Annotated in this window: 16 protein-coding genes; 15 read left to right on the top strand and 1 reads right to left on the bottom strand. The window is 66.5% G+C overall.

Going from position 1 to position 19,660, the window contains the following annotated elements; genetic code table 11:
• The first annotated feature begins 170 nt into the window (after window positions 1-170).
• The 12 genes from atzF (at window position 171) to ACN20X_RS13365 (ending at window position 16,119) form a co-directional block, all read left to right on the top strand.
• Complete coding sequence (gene atzF / locus ACN20X_RS13420; protein WP_310038648.1) at window positions 171-1,967, top strand: allophanate hydrolase; 1,797 nt, start codon at window positions 171-173, stop codon at window positions 1,965-1,967.
• An 80-nt stretch (window positions 1,968-2,047) separates the two neighbouring features.
• A complete protein-coding gene (gene uca, locus ACN20X_RS13415) occupies window positions 2,048-5,683 on the top strand; it encodes an urea carboxylase (protein ID WP_473210692.1) in 3,636 nt (1,211 codons plus the stop codon).
• A 194-nt stretch (window positions 5,684-5,877) separates the two neighbouring features.
• Entirely contained in the window at window positions 5,878-6,237 is a 360-nt protein-coding gene (locus ACN20X_RS13410; RefSeq protein WP_047327173.1) for a hypothetical protein, read from the top strand.
• A 312-nt stretch (window positions 6,238-6,549) separates the two neighbouring features.
• The gene (locus ACN20X_RS13405) at window positions 6,550-8,388 is read left to right on the top strand and encodes a TonB-dependent receptor (protein WP_473210691.1); all 1,839 of its coding nucleotides are present in this window, start codon (window positions 6,550-6,552) and stop codon (window positions 8,386-8,388) included.
• A gap of 34 nt (window positions 8,389-8,422) precedes the next feature.
• On the top strand, window positions 8,423-8,914 hold the full coding sequence (locus ACN20X_RS13400; protein WP_209802147.1) for a copper uptake system-associated protein: 492 nt from the start codon (window positions 8,423-8,425) through the stop codon (window positions 8,912-8,914).
• Window positions 8,915-8,956: 42 nt separating this feature from the next.
• Window positions 8,957-11,017, top strand: coding sequence for a TonB-dependent receptor (locus tag ACN20X_RS13395; protein WP_473210690.1), 2,061 nt, complete (start codon window positions 8,957-8,959; stop codon window positions 11,015-11,017).
• Window positions 11,018-11,116: 99 nt separating this feature from the next.
• Window positions 11,117-11,584 carry a copper chaperone PCu(A)C gene (locus ACN20X_RS13390; protein WP_013803107.1) on the top strand — a complete coding sequence of 156 codons (468 nt, stop codon included), beginning with the start codon at window positions 11,117-11,119 and terminating at the stop codon, window positions 11,582-11,584.
• A gap of 10 nt (window positions 11,585-11,594) precedes the next feature.
• Window positions 11,595-12,080, top strand: coding sequence for a DUF2946 family protein (locus ACN20X_RS13385; protein WP_473210689.1), 486 nt, complete (start codon window positions 11,595-11,597; stop codon window positions 12,078-12,080).
• Window positions 12,081-12,229: 149 nt separating this feature from the next.
• Window positions 12,230-13,177, top strand: coding sequence for an MbnP family copper-binding protein (locus tag ACN20X_RS13380; RefSeq protein WP_473210688.1), 948 nt, complete (start codon window positions 12,230-12,232; stop codon window positions 13,175-13,177).
• Complete coding sequence (locus ACN20X_RS13375; RefSeq protein ID WP_473210687.1) at window positions 13,177-14,376, top strand: MbnH family di-heme enzyme; 1,200 nt, start codon at window positions 13,177-13,179, stop codon at window positions 14,374-14,376. Before ACN20X_RS13380 ends, ACN20X_RS13375 begins: the two co-directional genes overlap by 1 nt.
• Before the next feature lies 1 nt (window position 14,377).
• Window positions 14,378-15,622, top strand: coding sequence for a hypothetical protein (locus ACN20X_RS13370; RefSeq protein ID WP_473210686.1), 1,245 nt, complete (start codon window positions 14,378-14,380; stop codon window positions 15,620-15,622).
• Window positions 15,619-16,119 carry a copper chaperone PCu(A)C gene (locus ACN20X_RS13365; protein ID WP_016445414.1) on the top strand — a complete coding sequence of 167 codons (501 nt, stop codon included), beginning with the start codon at window positions 15,619-15,621 and terminating at the stop codon, window positions 16,117-16,119. The genes ACN20X_RS13370 and ACN20X_RS13365 overlap by 4 nt, the downstream gene beginning before the upstream one ends.
• 85 nt (window positions 16,120-16,204) lie before the next feature.
• On the opposite strand, the gene ACN20X_RS13360 is transcribed toward ACN20X_RS13365, so the two are convergent.
• A complete protein-coding gene (locus ACN20X_RS13360) occupies window positions 16,205-17,107 on the bottom strand; it encodes a LysR family transcriptional regulator (RefSeq protein ID WP_473210685.1) in 903 nt (300 codons plus the stop codon).
• Between the two features lie 131 nt (window positions 17,108-17,238).
• On the opposite strand from ACN20X_RS13360, the gene ACN20X_RS13355 reads away from it, so the two are divergent.
• From ACN20X_RS13355 to ACN20X_RS13345, 3 genes are all read left to right on the top strand, one after another.
• Window positions 17,239-18,102, top strand: a complete 864-nt coding sequence (locus tag ACN20X_RS13355; protein ID WP_017404961.1) for a pirin family protein — start codon at window positions 17,239-17,241, stop codon at window positions 18,100-18,102.
• A gap of 139 nt (window positions 18,103-18,241) precedes the next feature.
• Window positions 18,242-18,868: an isochorismate family cysteine hydrolase YcaC gene (ycaC, locus tag ACN20X_RS13350; protein WP_016452476.1), complete on the top strand. Its 627-nt coding sequence runs from the start codon at window positions 18,242-18,244 to the stop codon at window positions 18,866-18,868.
• A gap of 10 nt (window positions 18,869-18,878) precedes the next feature.
• Window positions 18,879-19,568, top strand: coding sequence for a hydrolase (locus ACN20X_RS13345; RefSeq protein ID WP_013803115.1), 690 nt, complete (start codon window positions 18,879-18,881; stop codon window positions 19,566-19,568).
• Window positions 19,569-19,660 lie beyond the last annotated feature (92 nt).

The following is a 19,660-nucleotide window of genomic DNA, read 5'->3' as shown; positions in this document are numbered from 1 at the left end:
AACCGGCACACCTGCTCACCGACCCATACGTTATTTGACGTATGTATGAAGTTTTTTTATTTCGTAATACTGGCTGCAATAAGAAGCCAAAAATGCGGACAAGCTTCGGAAATCTTCTCCGCTTGTGATCAAGCTGGTGGCTTCCACATCGCTCAACCTACCGATCAAATATGACCAACACAGCGTTCTGGACCCTCGCCGACTGGCAATCCGCCTACCAACGTGGCACAGCGCCCTCAGATCTTCTGGTGCCTCTGCTAGCCAGTCTGAAGGACAGTGATACCGCCTGGATTTCCCGTTTGTCCACGGAAGGCCTGCACACACGGCTGGTACAACTTGGACAGCAACGGGAAGCGGTCGGTGGAGACTTGTCCAAACTCCCGCTTTACGGCATACCGTTTGCCGTCAAGGACAACATCAATGTGGCAGGGCTGGCAACGACCTGCGCCTGCCCCGAGTTCGCATTCCTGCCAGCCCACAATGCAACGGTCGTCGACCGGTTGGAGGCGGCAGGCGCCGTGGCCATCGGAAAAACCAACCTCGACCAGTTCGCTACCGGCCTGGTGGGCACGCGCTCCCCTTATGGCCCCGTGCCCAACGCATTCAAGCCCGAATTCATCAGCGGGGGCTCCAGCTCGGGCTCTGCTTCGGTAGTGGCGCGCGGCCTGGTGCCATTCGCATTGGGCACCGACACGGCCGGCTCCGGCCGCGTGCCTGCTGGTCACAACAACCTCGTGGGCTTGAAACCGACACGTGGCCTGGTGAGCAACACCGGTCTCGTGCCGGCCTGCCGCACGCTGGACTGCATCACGGTGATGGCACTGAGCGTCGGCGATGCCGATGCGGCGCTGCGCACCATGGGCGGCTTCGACGCCACCGATGCGTACTCGCGCAGCGCCCCTGCTCGTCCCGCTGCATGGCCTGCCAAGCCGGTGCTGGGCATTCCGGCATCGCCCGACTGGTTCGGCGATGCGAATGCCGAGCGCGTGTACAGCGATGCGCTGCGCCGGCTGGAAGCCATCGGCGTGGAACTGCGGCCCATCGACTTCGCCCCGCTTTTCGAGGTCGCGGCGCTGCTGTACGAAGGCCCATGGGTCGGTGAGCGCTACGCGGCCATCGAGGACCTCATGAACACCAGGCCCGAGGTCGTGCACCCCGTCGTGCGCAGCATTGTGGACAAGGCGAAGAACTTCAGCGCCGTGGACACCTACAAGGCCGAGTACCGCCGGATGGCGCTGGCACGCAAGGCAGAGGCGCTGATGCAGGGGCTGGACGGCCTGCTCGTGCCCACGGCACCCAGTATCTACACCATTGAGCAGTTGCAGGCCGATCCAGTCACGCTGAACTCGCGCATGGGCATCTACACGAACTTCGTCAACCTGCTCGACTGGAGCGCCATCGCACTGCCCGCTGGCATGCGCGCCGACGGGCTGCCCGCCGGAATCACTCTGATCGCGCCCGGCTGGCATGAGGCACGGTTGGTCGAGTTCGGCCGACGCTGGCAGGCGGCCGCCCCCTGGAAACGTGGCGCCTCGCAGCAGGACCTGCCGCCCATCGACGCACCTGCATCAACCAATCTGGACGGACAGGTCGTCGTCGCTGTGGTGGGTGCCCATTTGTCAGGCATGCCGCTCAACGGCCAGCTCATCGAGCGCGGCGCCACGCTACTGGAAAGCACCCACACCTCGGCCGCGTACCGCTTCTACGCGCTGCCCGGCACCGTGCCTCCCAAGCCCGGCCTGGTGCGCACGGGCGATGGCGCACCCATCGCCGTGGAACTGTGGGCGATACCGGTGGAGCGCTACGGCTCCTTCGTGGCATTGATCCCTTCGCCATTGGGCATCGGCACGCTGGAACTGATCGACGGCCGCACAGTGCAGGGCTTCGTCTGCGAAGCGTGGGCCACACAAGGGGCCGAAGACATTACGTCGCTCGGAGGCTGGCGCGCCTACATGGCTCGCAAGTAACCCCGCCCTCCCCTTTGACCATCTACTTTTCGAGCGGCCTGCGCGACAGGCCAGGCCGCTGCATTGCCTGGAGTCCGCCCATGTTCAAGACCGTACTCATTGCCAACCGTGGAGAAATCGCGGTACGCATCGCCCGCACCCTCAAGAAGATGGGCGTGCGCTCGGTGGCCATCTATTCGGACGCCGACCGCGACAGCCTGCACGTGGCAGCGGCCGACGTGGCCGTGCCCTTGAACAGCGATGGCGGCAGCAGCCCGGCGGAAACCTACCTGCGCGGCGACCGCATCCTGGAGATCGCCAGAGAAACGGGGGCCGAGGCGGTGATCCCCGGCTATGGCTTCCTGTCCGAGAACACCGAGTTCGCCGAGCAGTGTGCGGCAGCGGGCATCGTCTTCGTTGGCCCGACACCGGACCAGGTGCGGCGCTTCGGCCTGAAGCACACCTCGCGCGAGATCGCCGAGGCGGCGGGCGTGCCGCTCACACCAGGCACCGGCCTGCTGCAAAGTCTGGAGGACGCCAAGTCAGCTGCACAGCACATCGGCTATCCGGTGATGCTCAAGAGCACGGCGGGCGGCGGCGGCATCGGCCTCTCGCGCTGCGACAACGAGGCCGAGCTGATCGCGGCCTACGATTCGGTGCAGCGCCTCGGCCAGAACTTCTTCAAGGACAGCGGTGTGTTCATCGAGCGCTTCATCGCCGATGCGCGCCATGTCGAAGTACAGATTTTCGGCAACGGCCAAGGCCGCGTCGTGGCGTTGGGAGAGCGCGATTGCTCGCTGCAGCGGCGCAACCAGAAGGTGGTCGAGGAAACCCCGGCACCGCACCTGCCGCCAGCCACGCGCAAGGCGCTGCTGGCCGCTGCCGTGAAGCTGGGCGAGGCCGTGTGCTACGTCTCGGCCGGCACGGTGGAATTCATCTACGACGGCGCGCGCGATGCCTTCTACTTCCTGGAGGTGAACACCCGGCTGCAGGTCGAGCATCCGATCACCGAGGAGGTGACGGGGCTGGACCTGGTGGAGTGGATGGTTCGCATCGCCGCTGGTGAGCCTCCATCCTTCGACGACCTGCCTGAACCCAAGGGTGCCGCCATGGAAGTGCGCGTCTATGCCGAGAATCCCGTGCGTGGCTTTCAGCCCGCGCCCGGTGTGCTGACCGACGTGCAGTTTCCCGAAGGCGTGCGTGTGGACACCTGGGTGCAGACCGGCACCGAGGTGTCGGCGAACTACGACCCGATGATCGCCAAGGTCATCGCCTACGGCGCTGACCGAGAGGAAGCGCGCCACAAGCTGCTGATGGCCCTTGAGTTGACGCGCCTGCACGGCAGCGCCACCAACCTGGACTACCTGCGCAGCATTTTGCAGAGCCAGGAGTTCGTCACCGGCACTGTGTCCACGCGATTGCTGGACCGCTACGAATACGTCTCGCCCGTGGTCGAGGTGCTGGAATCTGGCACCTACACCACGGTCCAGGACTACCCGGGACGCACCGGCTACTGGGACATCGGCGTGCCGCCGTCCGGGCCGATGGACGACTATGCCTTCCGCCTGGCCAACCGCATCGTCGGCAACCACGAAAGCGCGGCCGGACTGGAATGCACGCTCCAGGGTCCGACGCTCAAGTTCCACGGCAACGCGGTGATTGCACTCACCGGTGCGCCAGCCCTCGCGACGCTCGACAACGGCGACCCGCTGCCCTGGTGGAAGCCCATCGCCGTCCGCGCAAACCAAGTGCTTCGCATCGGCAAGGCCACCAGCGGGTGCCGCAGCTACGTGGCCATCCGGCGCGGCATCGACGTGCCCGACTACCTGGGCAGCAAATCCACCTTCGTGCTCGGCCAGTTCGGCGGCCACGCAGGACGAACGCTGCGCGTGGGCGACGTGCTGCCCGTCAGCCGGCCCGACCTGGCCGCCTGCAGCACGCCAGCCCCCGCCTATGTGCCGGCGACGCCTCCCCATGAACTGGTGCCAGCCTATGGCAAGCACTGGGACATCGCTGTGCTCTACGGCCCGCATGGCGCGCCGGACTTCTTCACAGAAGACAGCATGGCGGCCTTCTTCGCCACCGACTATCAGGTTCACTACAACTCCAACCGGCTGGGTGTGCGCCTGATCGGGCCGAAACCTGAATGGACACGCAGCGACGGCGGTGAGGCGGGACTGCACCCGTCGAACGTGCATGACTGCGTGTACGCCATCGGCAGCATCAACTTCACGGGCGACACGCCGGTGATCCTGACCTGCGACGGTCCGAGCCTGGGTGGCTTCGTCTGCGCAGCGACCATCGTCAAAGCGGAACTGTGGAAAGTGGGACAGGTGAAGCCGGGCGACACGATTCGCTTCCGGCGCATAGGCTTCGAGGAGGCACTGGCGCTGGAGAAGGCGCAGGACGAGGCCATTCGCCTGCTGCGCCCGCAGACCGAGCGACCCGCTCAGAGCCTGTCCACTGCACTGGCCACGGCTTCGCAATGCGTCTTGGCCGAATTGCCCGCCGAGGGCAGCCGCCCCGCCGTGGCCTATCGCCAGGCTGGCGACAAGTACATCCTGTTGGAATACGGCCCGAACGTGCTGGACTTGCGTCTGCGGCTGCGTATCCACCTGTTGATGGAGGCGCTCAAGGCCGCCAGGGTCGACGGCGTGCAGGAACTCTCGCCGGGCGTGCGTTCGGTGCAGATCCACTACGACAGCCGGGTGATCGCGCAGTCCGAACTGATCGGCAAGCTGATCGCGCTGGAAAAACAGCTTCCAGACGTGGAAGGCATCAAGGTGCCCAGCCGCATCGTGCACCTGCCCATGGCCTTCGAGGACTCGGCCACCCTGGGCGCAGTGCAACGCTATCGTGAAACGGTGAAATCCGAAGCACCCTGGCTGCCCAACAACGTGGACTTCATTCAACGCATCAACGGACTTGGCAGTCGCGAAGATGTGCGCAAGACGGTGTTCGACGCCAGCTACATGGTCATGGGACTGGGGGATGTGTACCTGGGCGCCCCCTGCGCGGTGCCACTGGACCCGCGTCACCGGCTGCTGACCTCCAAGTACAACCCCGCGCGCACCTACACGGCCGAGGGCACGGTGGGCATCGGTGGCGTGTACATGTGCATCTACGGCATGGACTCGCCCGGCGGCTACCAGCTCGTCGGCCGGACCGTGCCGATCTGGAACAGATTTCTCAGCAATGGCCAGTTCGGCGCTGACCCCTGGCTTCTGCGCTTCTTCGACCGGGTGCGCTTCTACCCGGTCAGCGAGACTGAGCTGGACAAGTTCCGTGTGGACTTCCGCGCGGGGCGGGCACAGACACGCGTAGAAGATGCAGTGTTTGACTTGGCTGAGTACGAAAGAGAACTTGCGCAGAACGCGCAGGAGATCAACACCTTCAGGGAGAAGCAGCATAAGGCCTACGCAAACGAGGTGGCACTCTGGGAAAGCGACGTAAAAGCCGATTCGAGCGAAAGCGCGGCTGAGTCTGTCGCCGGCCCTATGGATGCCAACACAGTCACTGCCGACATGTCCGGCAATGTTTGGAAGTTTCTCGTCGAAGTAGGCCAAGAGGTCGAAGCCGGGCAACCACTTTTGGTCTTGGAAGCGATGAAGATGGAGTTCCAAGTGGTAGCCAGCCAAGCCGGCAAGATTACTGCCGTGCATTGCAAAGCTGGAAAGGCTGTAGCTGCGGGAGATGCGTTGATGGTGCTGGAAGCGCCGCAAACGGCCGGCTCCTGAAGTACTGCGCGGCATGCAAGGCAGGGCAGCATCAGGCAATTGCGCAAGGTTTGCGGGGCCATCGCCTGTTGAGCGAGGCAACTGCCTGGCAAGCTGTTGTGAGTTCCCTGCAAAACTGTCTTGCCACCCGTCCTGCTCCTGCATTGCGCAAGATGGTTGCTGTCGGTCCGATATCGCCGCCATAATCGCGGGCTATGCACACCCTTCGCACATCGTCATTCTGGAAGCGCCTCGCCCTGGCGTGGTTCCTGCTGACGCTGGGTGTTGCAGGGGCTTCGCCCTTCGTCAACCCCAAGACCATGGAGTTCATCTGCTCCAGCGGCGGAGCCATCACCATGGTGGTTCTTGACGACGAGGGCCAGGCCCAGGCGCCAGGTCAGCACACGCTCGATTGCTCGATGTGCCTGGCCCCTGCATTGCCTCTGCCTCCCGTCAGCCTGACGGTGGCACAACCCCATCCTCTGGCGGCAGCCCTGCATCCGTTTGCAGCGGCCCATATCGCAGCCCTGGTCGGCGCGCCGCTTCCGCCCCGCGGGCCTCCCGCACAGGCCTGATTCCCTCGCATCGATAGCGCGGCTGCCTTGGCCGCGACACCATGGCAAGGCCTTGCGCCACGCCAGTTGCGAGGTCATTTCCTGGCCTGCCCCAAGCCCCCATTGCGCCCGCCTGTGACCAGGCCGGCGGTGCGGCGCACGGGCAATGGCCTGCCCTAGATCGTCCAACAATGATTTGCGCAGTTCAGACGGACTGCGTGCACACCCATGCTTGCCCAACGCTTCACCTGCATTCCGGCCGTTTTCCACAGGTCCTCCATCGCCTCGGCCCTTCTCACACTGGCTGCCGGCGCGCATGCCCAGGAGCCTCAGATGGCCCCCGTCACCGTCAATGCCCGCCCCGTGGTGGAAGAGATGGAGCTGGATGCGTTTTCCTCCAACTCGGCCGTGATCGCCCAGGACCAATTGCGCGACCAGAACGCGGTGGACCTGGCCTCGGCCCTGCGCCGCACGCCCGGTGTGCAGATCTCGCGCTACAACCCCGTGGGTGCCTTTGGCGGCGATCAGGGCGGCGCCGTCTATATCCGCGGCATGGGTGTGAGCCGGCCCGGCAGCGAGATCAAGACCTATGTGGACGGCTTGCCGTTCTACATGGGACTGTGGAGCCATCCCCTGCTGGACCTGCTGCCCGTCAACGGCATGCAGTCCATCACGGTCTACAAGAGCCCGCAGCCCCAGGTCAATGGCAACAACTTCGCCTCCATCGACTTGCTCACGCGCCGCGCCACCGAGGACGGCGTGCACGGGGATGCCAGGATCTCGGCGGGCTCCTACGGCACCCTCACCGAACAGGCCAGTCTGCTGGGCAGAAGCGGCAACCTGGATTGGAGCCTGGCCCAGGGCTTTGCGCGCTCGGACGGCCACCGCGCCAATGCGGATGGCCGGCTCAGCAACCTCATGGGGCGCATTGGCTACAGGCTGGATGCGAACTGGTCGGTGGCGGCCAGCTTCCTGCAGGTGGACAACAAGGCCAGGGACCCTGGCGACGCACGGCTTGCCGCTGCGGCGCAAGCCCCCCAGTACAACACCAAGGCCAGCATGTTCAGCAGCTCCGTGTCCCACGTGCATGGTGACTGGCGGGGCGAGCTCAAGCTGTACAGCAACCATGGCCGTGGCGACTGGCTGGACCAGCCCGCGCCGGACGGCGACAGCATCAACAAATTCCGCATGAGCGGCCTGCGCTGGAAGGAACAGTTCTCGCCCTGGAAGGGGGCCACCGTCACTGCCGGCCTGGACCACGACCGCATTTCGGGCGATGCCGCTTTCAACCGCGTCGCACCAGCGCCGCAGGGATTTTTCCAGGCGCCCACCTTCAGGATCACCTCCCCCTATGCGGGACTCAGCCAGGAGATCCCGCTGTCGGCGACATGGAGCCTGGTGCCCTCTGCCGGCCTGCGCATGTACGACCACAGCCAGTTCAGCTCCAAGGCGGCCCCCCATGCGGGCCTGTCGCTGGCCTCGGAGCAGTTCACCGTCTACGCCAACCTGTCGCGCGGCATCAACTACCCCGGACTGGAGACGCCGCTGCTGGCATCGCTGATTCCGGCCCTGGGCTCCACGTGGCAGCAGCTGTCCGCCGAGGAGATGGACCACGCCGAACTGGGCTTCAAGTGGACGCTGTCGCAGGCCACGCAGCTTGACGCCAGCATCTTCCACGACAAGGTCAAGAACCGCTATGTCTTCGGCTTTCCGCCCAATGTCCCGCCCCCGCCGCAGTTCATCAACCTGGGCGGCTACACCATGCGCGGCATGGAGCTGTCGCTGCGCCAGGCGCTGGGCGGCGGCTGGTCGGGCTTTGCCGGCCTGACGCTGCTGGACCCCAGCATGGACAACCTGCCCTACAGCCCGCGCCGCGCGCTGACGCTGGGCGTCAATGGCAAGGCCGGCCCGGTGCGGGTCGCCTTCGATGCGCAGTACCAGTCGGCAGTCTGGGCGCTGAGCCGCGCGCGGGGCGCCGATGCCGCCAACACCGAGCGCGTGGCCGGCTTTGCCGTGGCCAACCTGCGAGTGGCCTATCCGGTGCCTGCCCTGGGCAGCAAGGGAGAGGTTTTCCTGGCCGTGGAGAACCTGTTCGACCGCAACTACGCCTATCGCCCCGGCTACCCCATGCCCGGCCGCTCGGCACAGATCGGCGTGGCGGCCAGCTTCTGATCCCCCGCCCGCACAGCCCGCACAAGGAGCACGCATGAGACATCTTTCTTTGAGCAGCATCGCCCTGTCGATGGCCCTGGTCCTGGGCCTGCCCGCCATGGCGGCGGCCTCGGGCGCGACGCCCCCCGCCACGGCCGGATCGGCTGATGCGGCGGCCATCCGCAGCGCCATGATGGCCACCTGGGACAAGCCCGAGGCCAGGCTGGAGGTAGCGCCCATTTCCATCGAAGGCGGCCATGCGGTCGCCGGATGGATACAAGGCGATCGCGGTGGCCGGGCCCTGCTGCGGCGCGACGCGCAGGGCCAATGGCTGGTGGCCGTCTGTGGCGGCGATGGACTCAAGGACCCCAAGATGCTGGCAATGGCTGGCCTGTCTGCATCGGCCGCGCGCAGTCTGGCCAGCAAGGTCGTGCAGGCCGAGTCCGCCATGCCCGCCCCGCGCCGCGCCCTGCTGTCCCTGTTCGACGGCATGGTCCATATGGACGCTCAGGGCCAGCATCCCCCATCCGCACATCCGGCCCATTGAGCCGATCGCATCCTCCACACCATCCACCGTCTGCCTCACGTGATGTCTGTCTCCCTCTCCTTCTCGCGCAGCCCCCTGGCCCTGTCCATCGCCCTGGCACTGGCCTCGGCGGCCCATGCCCAGGGCCTGGCCGCCCCCCAACCGTTGAGCCAGGACGACTCCGCCCTGACGCTGGGCACCATCAGCATCACCTCCAAGGCCTCCGGCCCGCTGTCCACACGCAGCGTGTTCAGCTCCGTGGACATCGTGGGCGCGGACATCCTCGAGAACGAGCATGTGGACTACAGCTGGGAGCTGCTGTCCAAGGCGCCCGGCGTGCAGGTCACGCAGTTCAAGCAGGGCACGGATGCCGGGCGCTTCTCCTTCCGGGGCTTCAACGGCGAAGGCCGCATCAATGCGGTCAAGCTGCTGATCGATGGCATCCCCAGCAATGACAACGCCGGGGGCATGCCCTTTCTGGACGCTGTCTTCCCGCTGGACATCGAGGCCATCGAGATCGTGCGCGGCACCAATGACGCGCGCTACGGCCTCAACAACATCGCCGGCAATGCCAACGTGATCACCCGCACGGGCGGCAACGAGGGCCGTGCCAGCGTGACCGTGGGCAGCTTCGGGACCAAGGAGTTGCAGGTGTCCAAGGGCATCGAGAGCGGCAACTGGAGCCAGAACTATTTCCTGGCCTGGCGCGATTCGGACGGCTACCGGGACCATGCCGATGCCCGCAAGCTGTCCCTGTCCGGCAAATGGTTCTACACCTCGGACGATGGCCGCTGGCGCACCGGCGTGATCGCGCGCTACTACCGCAACAAGGCGCTGGAGTCGGGCTACCTCAGCTACGAAGAAGCCATCAAGGCGCCGCGCAGCTCCCCGGCCTACGCGGCGGCCGACCGTGGCGAGCGGGAAACCGGCCAGCTCAGCGCCCACCTGGATGGCGAACTGACGCCCGAGCTGTCGCTGTCTGCCAAGGTCTACGCCAACCAGTACGAGAACCAGCGCTGGGTGCGCTTCTCGGCAGCGGGATCGCAGCAGGAGCGCTACAACGACGAGCAGCAGCAAGGCGCCATCACCACCCTGACCTGGCGCCCCAAGGTGGCCTGGGCGCATGAATTCACGCTCGAAGGCGGTCTGGACGCCCAGCGGCAAAGCAACCTGGGCCAGCGCTACCGCACCACGGAGCGCGTGCGGACCTCGCAGTTCCGCGACTGGGACTTCGACCTCCATACGCAGGGCGCCTACGTGCAGGCCGTGATCCGCCCCATCGAAGCCCTGCGGATCATCCCGGCGCTGCGCATTGACGACGTGGATGGCCACTTCATCGACCGCCTGGCCGGCACGCGCGCGCCCGTGCATGACTACGGCCTGATCAAGCAGCCCAAGATCAGCATCGCCTACACCCTGAGCCAGCAGGCCAGCGTCTACGCGAACTGGGGCCGGACCTTCCAGATCGGCTCGGGCATCGACGCCTACCGCACGCAGGATCGCAACCTCAGGCCCTCCATCAATGATGGCTGGGAAGCGGGCGTCAAGTTCTCTCCCCTGCCCTGGCTCAACGGCCGCGTGGCCTACTGGGAGCAGCGCGCCTCGGGCGAGGTGGCCCGGGTGCTGGGCGTGGACGGCCTGCCCGACCCGGGCGGCCTGGGCAACGTGGGCAAGACGCTGCGCAAGGGCTACGACATACAGCTCAACATGAAGCCCCATGCCCGTACCACCGCCTGGATCGCCTACTCCCACCAGTTGGCGCGCATCACCGCGCCCGACCCCAGCGCACCCGCCACCCTGGGCAAGGAAATCGAGAACGTGCCGCACTACCTGGTCTCGGCCGGCGTGGACTGGCAGGCCACGGACCGGCTGAAGCTGTCGGCCTGGGGCAATGCCCAGGGCGACTACTACCTGGAGCGCACCAATACCCAGGGCCGCGCAGGCAAGTTCGCCGTGCTGAACCTGGGTGCCAGCTACCGGCTCTCGGACACCATGGACCTGGGCCTGCAGGTCAAGAACGTCACCAACCGCAAGTACGTCTACGCCTGGTATGACAGCGGCTCCTCGGGCTACTCGCCCGCCGACGGGCGCGGCGTCTATGCCAGCATGAACCTGCGCTTCTGATGGACACCTTCCAGCCGTCCACCGCACCAGTCGCGTACCAGTCGCGCACCAGGCACGCACCCGACACACACGACATTTTTGCCAACGAAGGAGAAACCCATGAAACGCCACGTCCGTTTGCTTGCCCTCGCCGCCGCCATGATCAGCGGATTCGCCAATGCCCAGGTCAGCGTCAGTGATGCCTGGGTGCGCGCCACCGTGCCGCAGCAAAAGGCCACCGGCGCCTTCCTGAAACTGCAGGCCGCCCAGGACAGCAAGCTCGTCGCAGCGACTTCGCCCCTGACGCCGGTCGTCGAAGTCCATGAGATGGCCATGCAGGACAACGTGATGAAGATGCGCCAGGTGCCGTCCATCGCCCTGCCGGCAGGCAAGACCGTGGAGCTCAAGCCCGGCGGCTACCACGTGATGCTGCTGGACCTCAAGCAGCAGGTGCAGGAAGGCCAGACCGTGCCCCTGACCCTCATCATCGAAGGCAAGGACGGCAAGCGTGAATCCGTGCAGGTGCAGGCGCCCGTACGCCCGCTGGCCACCAAGGCGGCGCCCTCGGGCCACGATCACAAGCACTGACACAGGGCCCATGCGCTGCAGCAGCCTCCCCATCAAGCGCTGGGTGGCCTTCGGGCCACCCGCCTGGCCGTGGGCGTTGCCGGGCGCACGACAGCGGCGCGACCAGGGACGGCGCTTTGCCGCCTGGATGGCTGCGGCGCTGCTGTTCGCCTTTGTGCACCCTGCCCTGGCGATGGTGCTGGCATCGGGCCAGGGCAGTGGCGACCCGCTGGCGCGGTTGGCCATGGAAGTCTGCACGCCCCTGGGCCTGCAGCAGGCACAACCGGCATCTGCTGCGGGGGAGCCTGAAGCCAAGGAGCAGACCACGGCAGCCGGCCAGGCGCATTGCCCGCTGTGCCGGGTCGTGGGCGATGCCCCTCCTGATGTGTCCCGCGCGGACCTGCGCTTTGCCGCGCCGCCGCCTCCCACCCCGCTGCCGCCCCAGGCCCTGCGCCCGCGGGACACCGTGCTGCGCGTGGTGCTGAGCACTCCCCCCAGGGCGCCTCCCCTTCCCTGAAGCCCGAAAGGGCCGCACGGGCGGCATGCCGTCGCCCATTCCCGAATTCCTTTCCCATGCCAAGCCGCGACCCGTGTCGCAGCCTGCAGGGTTACCCACGCCTGCGCGCAGCCATGGCCCCAGCGCAGGCACCAAGAAACCGTTTACCCATGCGTACCACTTACTTTGACAACTCCCGCTTTCCCCTCGCCCTGATCGCCACCGCGCTGCCGCTGCTGCTGGCCGCCTGCGGTGGCGGCGGAGGCGGTGACAACGGCCAGCCCACCACGCCCACCACGCCCACGGGCCCCCAGCCCGTGGCCATCGAGTTCGCCGCCAAGGCCGGCAACCTGCCCGCCAAATGCGGCACGCCCATCCCCGGCATGGGAACCAGCCAGGCCACGGTGGACCTGCATGACCTGCGCTTTTACGTCAGCGGCGTCTCGCTGATCAATGACAAGGGCGAGGCCGTGGCCGTCACCCTGGACGTCAACGACTGGCAGACCAAGGAGGTGACGCTGATCGACCTGGAGGATGGCACCGGCGCATGCGCCGACGCAGGCACGCAGGCGCAGAACACGCAGGTCCGGGGCACGGTGCCCGCAGGCACGTACAAGGGCATCAGGATGACCGTGGGCGTGCCCTCCTCGGTCAACCACACCGACTATGCCGTCGCGCCCAAGCCGCTCGATGTGCAGGCCCTGGCCTGGTCGTGGCAGGCCGGCCGCAAGTTCGCCCAGATCGAGGTCAACCCCGTGGGCGGCGTGGCCCGCCCCGCGCCGGCCGCCCCCGGCAAGACCTTCTACGTGCACCTGGGCTCCACCGGCTGCACGGGCAACCCCGTGACCGGCGAGACGGTCAGCTGCGCGCGTCCGGACCGCATGGATTTCGGGTTCGGCGATTTCAATGCCGGCACCCAGAAGGTGGTGCTGGACATTGCGCAGCTGCTGCAGGGCTCGAACGTCAAGGAAGACCTGGGCGGCGCCGCCGGCTGCATGTCCGGGGCCACCGATCCGGAATGCGTGCCCATCTTCAGCGCGCTCAAGATCGATCTGACCACGGGCCGCTCCATCAATGAAGGCAGCGGCCAGACCGTGTTCCGTACCGAGGCCAAGTAATGCACAAGCCTCATTCGCTTCGGCGGGTGGCGGCATGGACCGCCGCCCTGTGCGGCCTTGCCGGGGCCATCGCCCTGGCGGGCTGCGGGGGCGGCGACACCGCCGTCCACGATGACTCCGGCAGCAGCACGGGCTGGTCCTGGGTGCTGCCCTCCTTTTTCCCCACGCCCAAGGTGCCCGACTCCAATCCCATGACGGCGGAGAAGGCCGAGCTCGGCCGCTTTCTGTTCTATGACAGGCGCCTGTCGGGCAACGGCACGCAGGCCTGCGCGAGCTGCCACATACAGTCCAAGGCCTTCACCGATGGCCTGACGACCTCACTGGGCTCCACGGGGCACGCACATCCGCGCAACGCCCAGAGCCTGGCCAACGTGGTCTACAACGCCACGCTGACCTGGGCCAACCCCTCGCTGGTCACGCTTGAAAAGCAGATGGAGACGCCGCTGTTCGGCACGGACCCGGTGGAGATGGGCGTCAACGACAACAACAAGGAGGAAATCCTCGCGCGGCTGGCTGCCGACACCGGCTACGGCCCGCGCTTCGCCAGGGCCTACCCGGGCCAGGCAGCGCCCATCACCTGGGGCAATGTGATCCACGCCATCTCGGCATTCCAGCGCACCATTCTTTCGGGCAACAGCAAATACGACCAGTACCTCAAGGGCAGCACGGCACTGAACCCGGCCGAGCAGCGCGGCATGCACCTGTTCTTCGGCGAAAAGGCCGAATGCTTCCACTGCCACAGCAGCTTCAACTTCAACGACCAGATCGTGCACGCGGGCAGCCGCATCGTCGAGACCCCGTTCCACAACACGGGCCTCTACAACATCGGCGGCACCGGCGCCTTCCCCGAGCCCAACCGGGGCGTCTACGAACTGACCCAGCTCTTCAAGGACATGGGCAAGTTCCGCGCGCCCAGCCTGCGCAATGTGGAAGTCACCGGCCCCTACATGCATGACGGCAGCATCGCGACGCTGGAGGAAGTGCTGCAGTTCTATGCGGCCGGTGGCCGCAACATCACCTCCGGCCCGCATGCCGGCGACGGGCGCGCCAACCCCAACAAGAACGACTTCATCAACCAGATCGCCCTGACGGCCGACGACCGCGCCGACCTGCTGGCCTTTCTCAAAACCCTCACGGACCATGAGCTGCTCACCAACCCCAGGCTCGCCGATCCCTTTGCACAGCAGGCAGGCCAATAGCATGCAACGCAGCTTCCTCGCGCAACGCACACCGCTGGCAGCGGCCATCGCCGTCGTCATCGCCATCGCCTTGGCGGCAGGCAGCGCCGCCGCGCACACCCTGGATGACGGCATACCGCAGACCAACGGCCTGCGCATCGACATGGCGGCGGTGGCCGCCTATCTCCATGGCGACTCCACCTTGCCGGCGCCCAAGCTGGCCGGCACGCTGGGCCTGGGCGACACGCCTGACGACCAGCGCGGCTGGCGGCTGGAGCATGGCACCCTGGGCGCCGGCCTGCGCCTATCTCCCCAACTGGGGGCCAACATCGCGATGGGCTGGCACGGCAGCGACCCGGCCCACGTGGAGGCCGCCTGGATGGAAGCGCGCAGCGGCTCAGACGCCGAGCTGACCCTGGGCGCAGGCCGCAACCGCGTGCCCATGGGGCAGGTGCTCACGCGTGCCGGGCACTTCGACCGCTACGGCCAGATGCCGCTGGCCAAGCGGGCGGCCTTCAACGGCGACTGGATCGAGGATGGCATCAACGCCGCCTGGCGTCCCCACCTGCAAGGCGCCATGTCCTGGCTGCAGGGCATTGACCTGGGGCTTTGGCGCGCCCGGCGCTTTCCCGGCAGCGACAACGCCGCCTGGGCGCCCGTCCTGCATGCCAGCGCCGCCTGGACATCGGTGCAGGCTGACGCCTTCTACAGCCGGATGCAGCCCAAGGGCCGCGGCGCCTATGTACAGCGCTCCAACAGCGGCCACATCCACACGGCGCCACAGTGCAACGCCAGCCTGCGCGACATCACCTGCTTCGACGGCACCGTGGACCTGGCCGGGGCCAGCGCCACCTGGACCACGCCGCTGCAGGGCGTCAAGCTCACCGCAGCAGGCATCTGGCGGCGCGAAAGCGGAAGCCTCTATTCCCAGAACGGCGACACCAGCTACCAGGGCCGCACCCTGGGCGGCTGGCTGGAGGTGCTCTGGCAGCCGCACGCGCACTGGGAATTCGGTGCCCGCCAGGAATGGCTCAGAAGCACCAATCGCGTCAGCGGGCCGGGCGCCCTGCTGGTGGCCACGGACGCCAACCTGCTGCCCAACAACCCATCGCGCCGCTTCACGGCCATGGCCGGCTGGCGCCCCGTCAAAAGCGTTCTGATCGCGCTTGAAGCCGGGCGCGAGCACATTGCCGGCAAAGGCCATACGGTGGCAGGCCTGCGGCTGATCTGGACCCCCGATGCCCTGTTGGAAAGGAACTGGAAATGACCACGATGCTTCGCCGCCAGGCGCTTGGAATGCTGCTGGGCATGGGCTGTGCCCTGGCACTGCCGCTGACGGCACGGGCCCATGACTTCCGGGCGGGAGACCTGGTCATAGACCACCCCTACGCCACGCCCTCCATCGCCGGCTCCAGCAACGGGGCGGCGTATTTGCGGGGGATCAGGAACAAGGGAAAGAACGCCGACCGGCTCATCGGGGCCAGCACGCCAGCGGCCGCACGCGTGGAACTGCATGAGATGAAGATGGAGGGCGACATCATGCGCATGCGCGAAGTGCCCTTCATCGAACTGCCCGCAGGCCAGGAGGTGCAGTTGCGCCATGGCCAGTCACACCACCTCATGCTGATCGATCTCAAGCAGCCCTTGCGCGAGGGTGATCGCTTCGATCTGACGCTGCAGTTCGAAAAGGCTGGCGAATACAAGGTCAAGGTCTGGGTGCAGCAACCCAAGCGCATGCCATCCAGACACCAACACCCGCATTGAACGGACATGCGGCAAGAGCCGTGCCCCACAAGGCGAGATGCAGCCATGAGCTGCTGCAACCGCCACCATGGGGCTTGCCGGCAGCTCAGTCTTCGTCCAGCGCCTCAAACCGCTCTGCCAGGAAATCCAGCAGCGCCCGCACGGCCGGCAGCAGCCCGCGCCGAGAGGCGAACACCGCATGGATGATCTCGCGCCGTGGCGCCCAGCCCGGGATGACGTGGACCAGTTCACCGCGCGCGATCTGCTCGCGCACCATCATCGAGGGCAGTTGCACGACGCCCACCCCCGCCAAGGCCGCCGCGCGCAGCGCCAGCATGCCGCGCGTGACCAGACGCGGCCGGTGGCGGATGGCCGCCTGCATGCCGTCCGGGCCGATCAGGTGCCACACATGCTCGTGCTGCGGCAGGCCCAGGTCCATGCTCGGCAGGCCTGCCAGATCGGCGGGCACCTGGGGGATGCCGCCTGTCAGCAGCTGCGGGCAGGCCACCAGGCATTGCCCGCGCTCGGCGAGCATGCGCATCACCAGGTCGCTGTCCTCCAGCGGCGGCGGGCGCACGCGGATGGCAACGTCGATTCCCTCGCCCACCACGTCGACGCGGCGGTTGGTTTCCTCGAGGTGGATCTCCACGCGCGGATACGCGGCCATGAAGGCCGCCAGCATGTCGGCGATGCGCGCATCGAGCAGCGCCACCGGGCAGGTCATGCGCACGATGCCGCGCGGCTCGGCGTGGGTCAGCGCGATGGCCTCGTCGGCGGCGTCGGCCTCCACCAGCATCGCCTTGCAGTGGCCGTAGTAGGTCTGGCCGGTCTCGGTGACGGCAAATCGCCGCGTGGAGCGCTGGATCAGGCGCGTGCCGAGACGCTCCTCAAGCTGCGCGATGCGCCGGCTCAGCTTGGATTTGGGCATCCCCAGCGCGCGGCCCGCGGGCGCAAAGCCGCCGTGGTCCACCACCTGCACGTAGTAGTAGAGGTCGTTCAGGTCTTTCATTGCACACCGCCTTCATCGTTCCTCAGATAGGACTCTGATGGCAAATATTAACGACTACCGCGTTCATCGTTCAAATCCTATTCTCTATCCGTCAGCCAAGACCTTTGTCTCGGCGACACAAGGAGATCAGCATGAAGAAAATCCTCGGTGTCTACAGCGCCCCCCGCATGCACTGGGTAGGCGACGGTTTTCCGGTGCGCTCGCTGTTCGGCTACGACGGGCTGGGCAAGCACCTGAGCCCGTTCCTGCTGCTTGACCACGCGGCGCCGACGCCCTTTGGGCCGACCGACCGGCCGCGCGGCGTCGGCCAGCACCCGCACCGTGGTTTCGAGACCGTGACCATCGTCTACCAGGGCGAGCTGGAGCACCGCGACTCCACCGGCGCCGGCGGCCTGATCGGCCCCGGCGACGTGCAGTGGATGACCGCTGGCGGCGGCATCCTGCACGAGGAATTCCACTCGCGCGCCTTCACCGAACGCGGCGGAACCATCGAGATGGTGCAGCTCTGGGTCAACTTGCCCGCCAAGGACAAAATGACCGCGCCGGGCTACCAGACGCTGCTGGATGCGCAGATTCCCTGGGCGGACCTGGCGGAAGGCGCGGGCCGTGTGCGGGTGATTGCCGGCGAGTTCGGCGGCCACCGCGGCCCGGCGCAGACCTTCACGGCGATGGACGTGTGGGACATCCGCATCCGCCATGGCGGCGTGGGCCGGTTCGACGCGAAGGACGGCCACACGCTGGCCCTGGTGGTGCTCCACGGCTCGGTGCTGGTCAACGGCGCCATCGCGCGGGAAGGACAACTGGTGCACCTGGAGCGCGCCGGCAGCGGCGTGGAGATCGAGGGCAGCAGCGACGCCACCGTGCTGTGGCTGTCCGGCGAGCCCATCGATGAGCCGGTGGTGGGCTATGGCCCGTTCGTGATGAACAGCGAGGCCGAGATCCGTCAGGCCATGACCGACTTCAACAGCGGACGCTTCGGCCAGATGGCGCACTGAGCGCCGCAGGGCTCCCGCCGGGAGCCCTGCATGTTTCCCCCGACGCGGCTTTGTTCAGCCGGGGCCTGCTGCCCCGGTCGTGCAAGGCTGCGCCTGAACCGCCCATCCCGGGCACTTTGCAACCCCAAGGAGATTCACCATGACCAAGCCCTACGTCCGCCTGGACAAGGACAACGCCGCCGTGCTGCTGGTAGACCACCAGACCGGCCTGCTCTCCCTTGTACGCGACATCGACCCGGACAAGTTCAAGAACAACGTGCTGGCGCTGGCCGACATCGCCAGCTATTTCAAGCTGCCCACCATCCTGACGACCAGCTTCGAGAACGGCCCCAACGGACCGCTGGTGCCGGAGCTCAAGAGCCAGTTTCCCCAGGCGCCCTACATCGCCCGGCCCGGCAACATCAACGCCTGGGACAACGAGGACTTCGTCAAGGCCGTGAAGGCCACGGGCAAGAAGCAACTGATCATCGCCGGCGTGGTGACCGAGGTGTGCGTGGCCTTCCCCGCACTGTCGGCCATCGAGGAAGGCTTCGACGTCTTCGTGATCACTGACGCCTCCGGCACCTTCAACTCCATCACCCGCGATGCGGCGTGGAATCGCATGTCGCAGGCCGGCGTGCAACTGATGAGCTGGTTCGGCGCTGCCTGCGAACTGCACCGCGACTGGCGCAACGACGTGCAGGGGCTGGGAACTCTGTTTTCCAACCACATCCCCGACTACCGCAACCTGATCACGAGCCACACCACGTTCAGCCAGGGCAATTGAGGAGAAGACCGTGAGCACACCCCAAACCATCGCCAACTTCAACGGCGCCCGCCCGGTCATCGATCCCGACAATGTGGCGATGCTGCTGATCGACCATCAAAGCGGCCTGTTCCAGACCATCAAGGACATGCCCTTCACCGAGGTGCGTGCCAATGCCACCACACTCGCCAAGGTAGCGACACTGGCGAAGATCCCGGTCATCACCACCGCATCGGTGCCGCAGGGTCCGAACGGCCCCTTGATCCCCGAGATCCACCAGTACGCCCCGCATGCCCGGTACGTTGCGCGCAAGGGCGAGATCAACGCCTGGGACAACCCGGAGTTCGTCGCTGCCGTCAAGGCCACCGGGCGCAGGCAGCTCATCATCGCGGGGACGATCACCAGCGTCTGCATGGCCTTTCCCAGCATCGCCGCGGTGCACGAGGGCTACCAGGTCTTCGCGGTGATCGACGCCTCGGGGACCTACTCGAAAATGGCGCAGGAAATCACGCTGGCGCGCATCGTGCAGGCTGGTGTCGTGCCGATGGACACGGCGGCGGTGTGCTCGGAGGTGCAAAAGACCTGGAACCGCGAGGACGCGTTGCAGTGGGCGCAGGCCTACAGCGCAGTCTTCCCGCCGTACCAGTTGCTGATCGAAAGCTACTCCAAGGCGCAGGAAGTGGCCAGGAACGGTGAGCAGTTGGATTCGCAACGCACCTGACTGCGGTAGCACGGCACGGGTACGAGGCCGCTTGCCCAAGGTATCGGCGGCCATGGTGGAATTCGTGGATGAGGCGCAGGACTGAGACCCCG

Source organism: Delftia sp. PX-1, assembly GCF_055797465.1.
This window is presented reverse-complemented; position numbering and strand designations above follow the sequence as displayed.

What these genes read in the sequence shown, in the direction of transcription:
- atzF (WP_310038648.1), top strand. Translation starts at nt 171, where the DNA reads ATGACCAACACAGCGTTCTGGACCCTCGCCGACTGGCAATCCGCCTAC.
- uca (WP_473210692.1), top strand. Translation starts at nt 2,048, where the DNA reads ATGTTCAAGACCGTACTCATTGCCAACCGTGGAGAAATCGCGGTACGC.
- ACN20X_RS13410 (WP_047327173.1), top strand. Translation starts at nt 5,878, where the DNA reads ATGCACACCCTTCGCACATCGTCATTCTGGAAGCGCCTCGCCCTGGCG.
- ACN20X_RS13405 (WP_473210691.1), top strand. Translation starts at nt 6,550, where the DNA reads ATGGCCCCCGTCACCGTCAATGCCCGCCCCGTGGTGGAAGAGATGGAG.
- ACN20X_RS13400 (WP_209802147.1), top strand. Translation starts at nt 8,423, where the DNA reads ATGAGACATCTTTCTTTGAGCAGCATCGCCCTGTCGATGGCCCTGGTC.
- ACN20X_RS13395 (WP_473210690.1), top strand. Translation starts at nt 8,957, where the DNA reads ATGTCTGTCTCCCTCTCCTTCTCGCGCAGCCCCCTGGCCCTGTCCATC.
- ACN20X_RS13390 (WP_013803107.1), top strand. Translation starts at nt 11,117, where the DNA reads ATGAAACGCCACGTCCGTTTGCTTGCCCTCGCCGCCGCCATGATCAGC.
- ACN20X_RS13385 (WP_473210689.1), top strand. Translation starts at nt 11,595, where the DNA reads ATGCGCTGCAGCAGCCTCCCCATCAAGCGCTGGGTGGCCTTCGGGCCA.
- ACN20X_RS13380 (WP_473210688.1), top strand. Translation starts at nt 12,230, where the DNA reads ATGCGTACCACTTACTTTGACAACTCCCGCTTTCCCCTCGCCCTGATC.
- ACN20X_RS13375 (WP_473210687.1), top strand. Translation starts at nt 13,177, where the DNA reads ATGCACAAGCCTCATTCGCTTCGGCGGGTGGCGGCATGGACCGCCGCC.
- ACN20X_RS13370 (WP_473210686.1), top strand. Translation starts at nt 14,378, where the DNA reads ATGCAACGCAGCTTCCTCGCGCAACGCACACCGCTGGCAGCGGCCATC.
- ACN20X_RS13365 (WP_016445414.1), top strand. Translation starts at nt 15,619, where the DNA reads ATGACCACGATGCTTCGCCGCCAGGCGCTTGGAATGCTGCTGGGCATG.
- ACN20X_RS13360 (WP_473210685.1), bottom strand. Translation starts at nt 17,107, where the DNA reads ATGAAAGACCTGAACGACCTCTACTACTACGTGCAGGTGGTGGACCAC.
- ACN20X_RS13355 (WP_017404961.1), top strand. Translation starts at nt 17,239, where the DNA reads ATGAAGAAAATCCTCGGTGTCTACAGCGCCCCCCGCATGCACTGGGTA.
- ycaC (WP_016452476.1), top strand. Translation starts at nt 18,242, where the DNA reads ATGACCAAGCCCTACGTCCGCCTGGACAAGGACAACGCCGCCGTGCTG.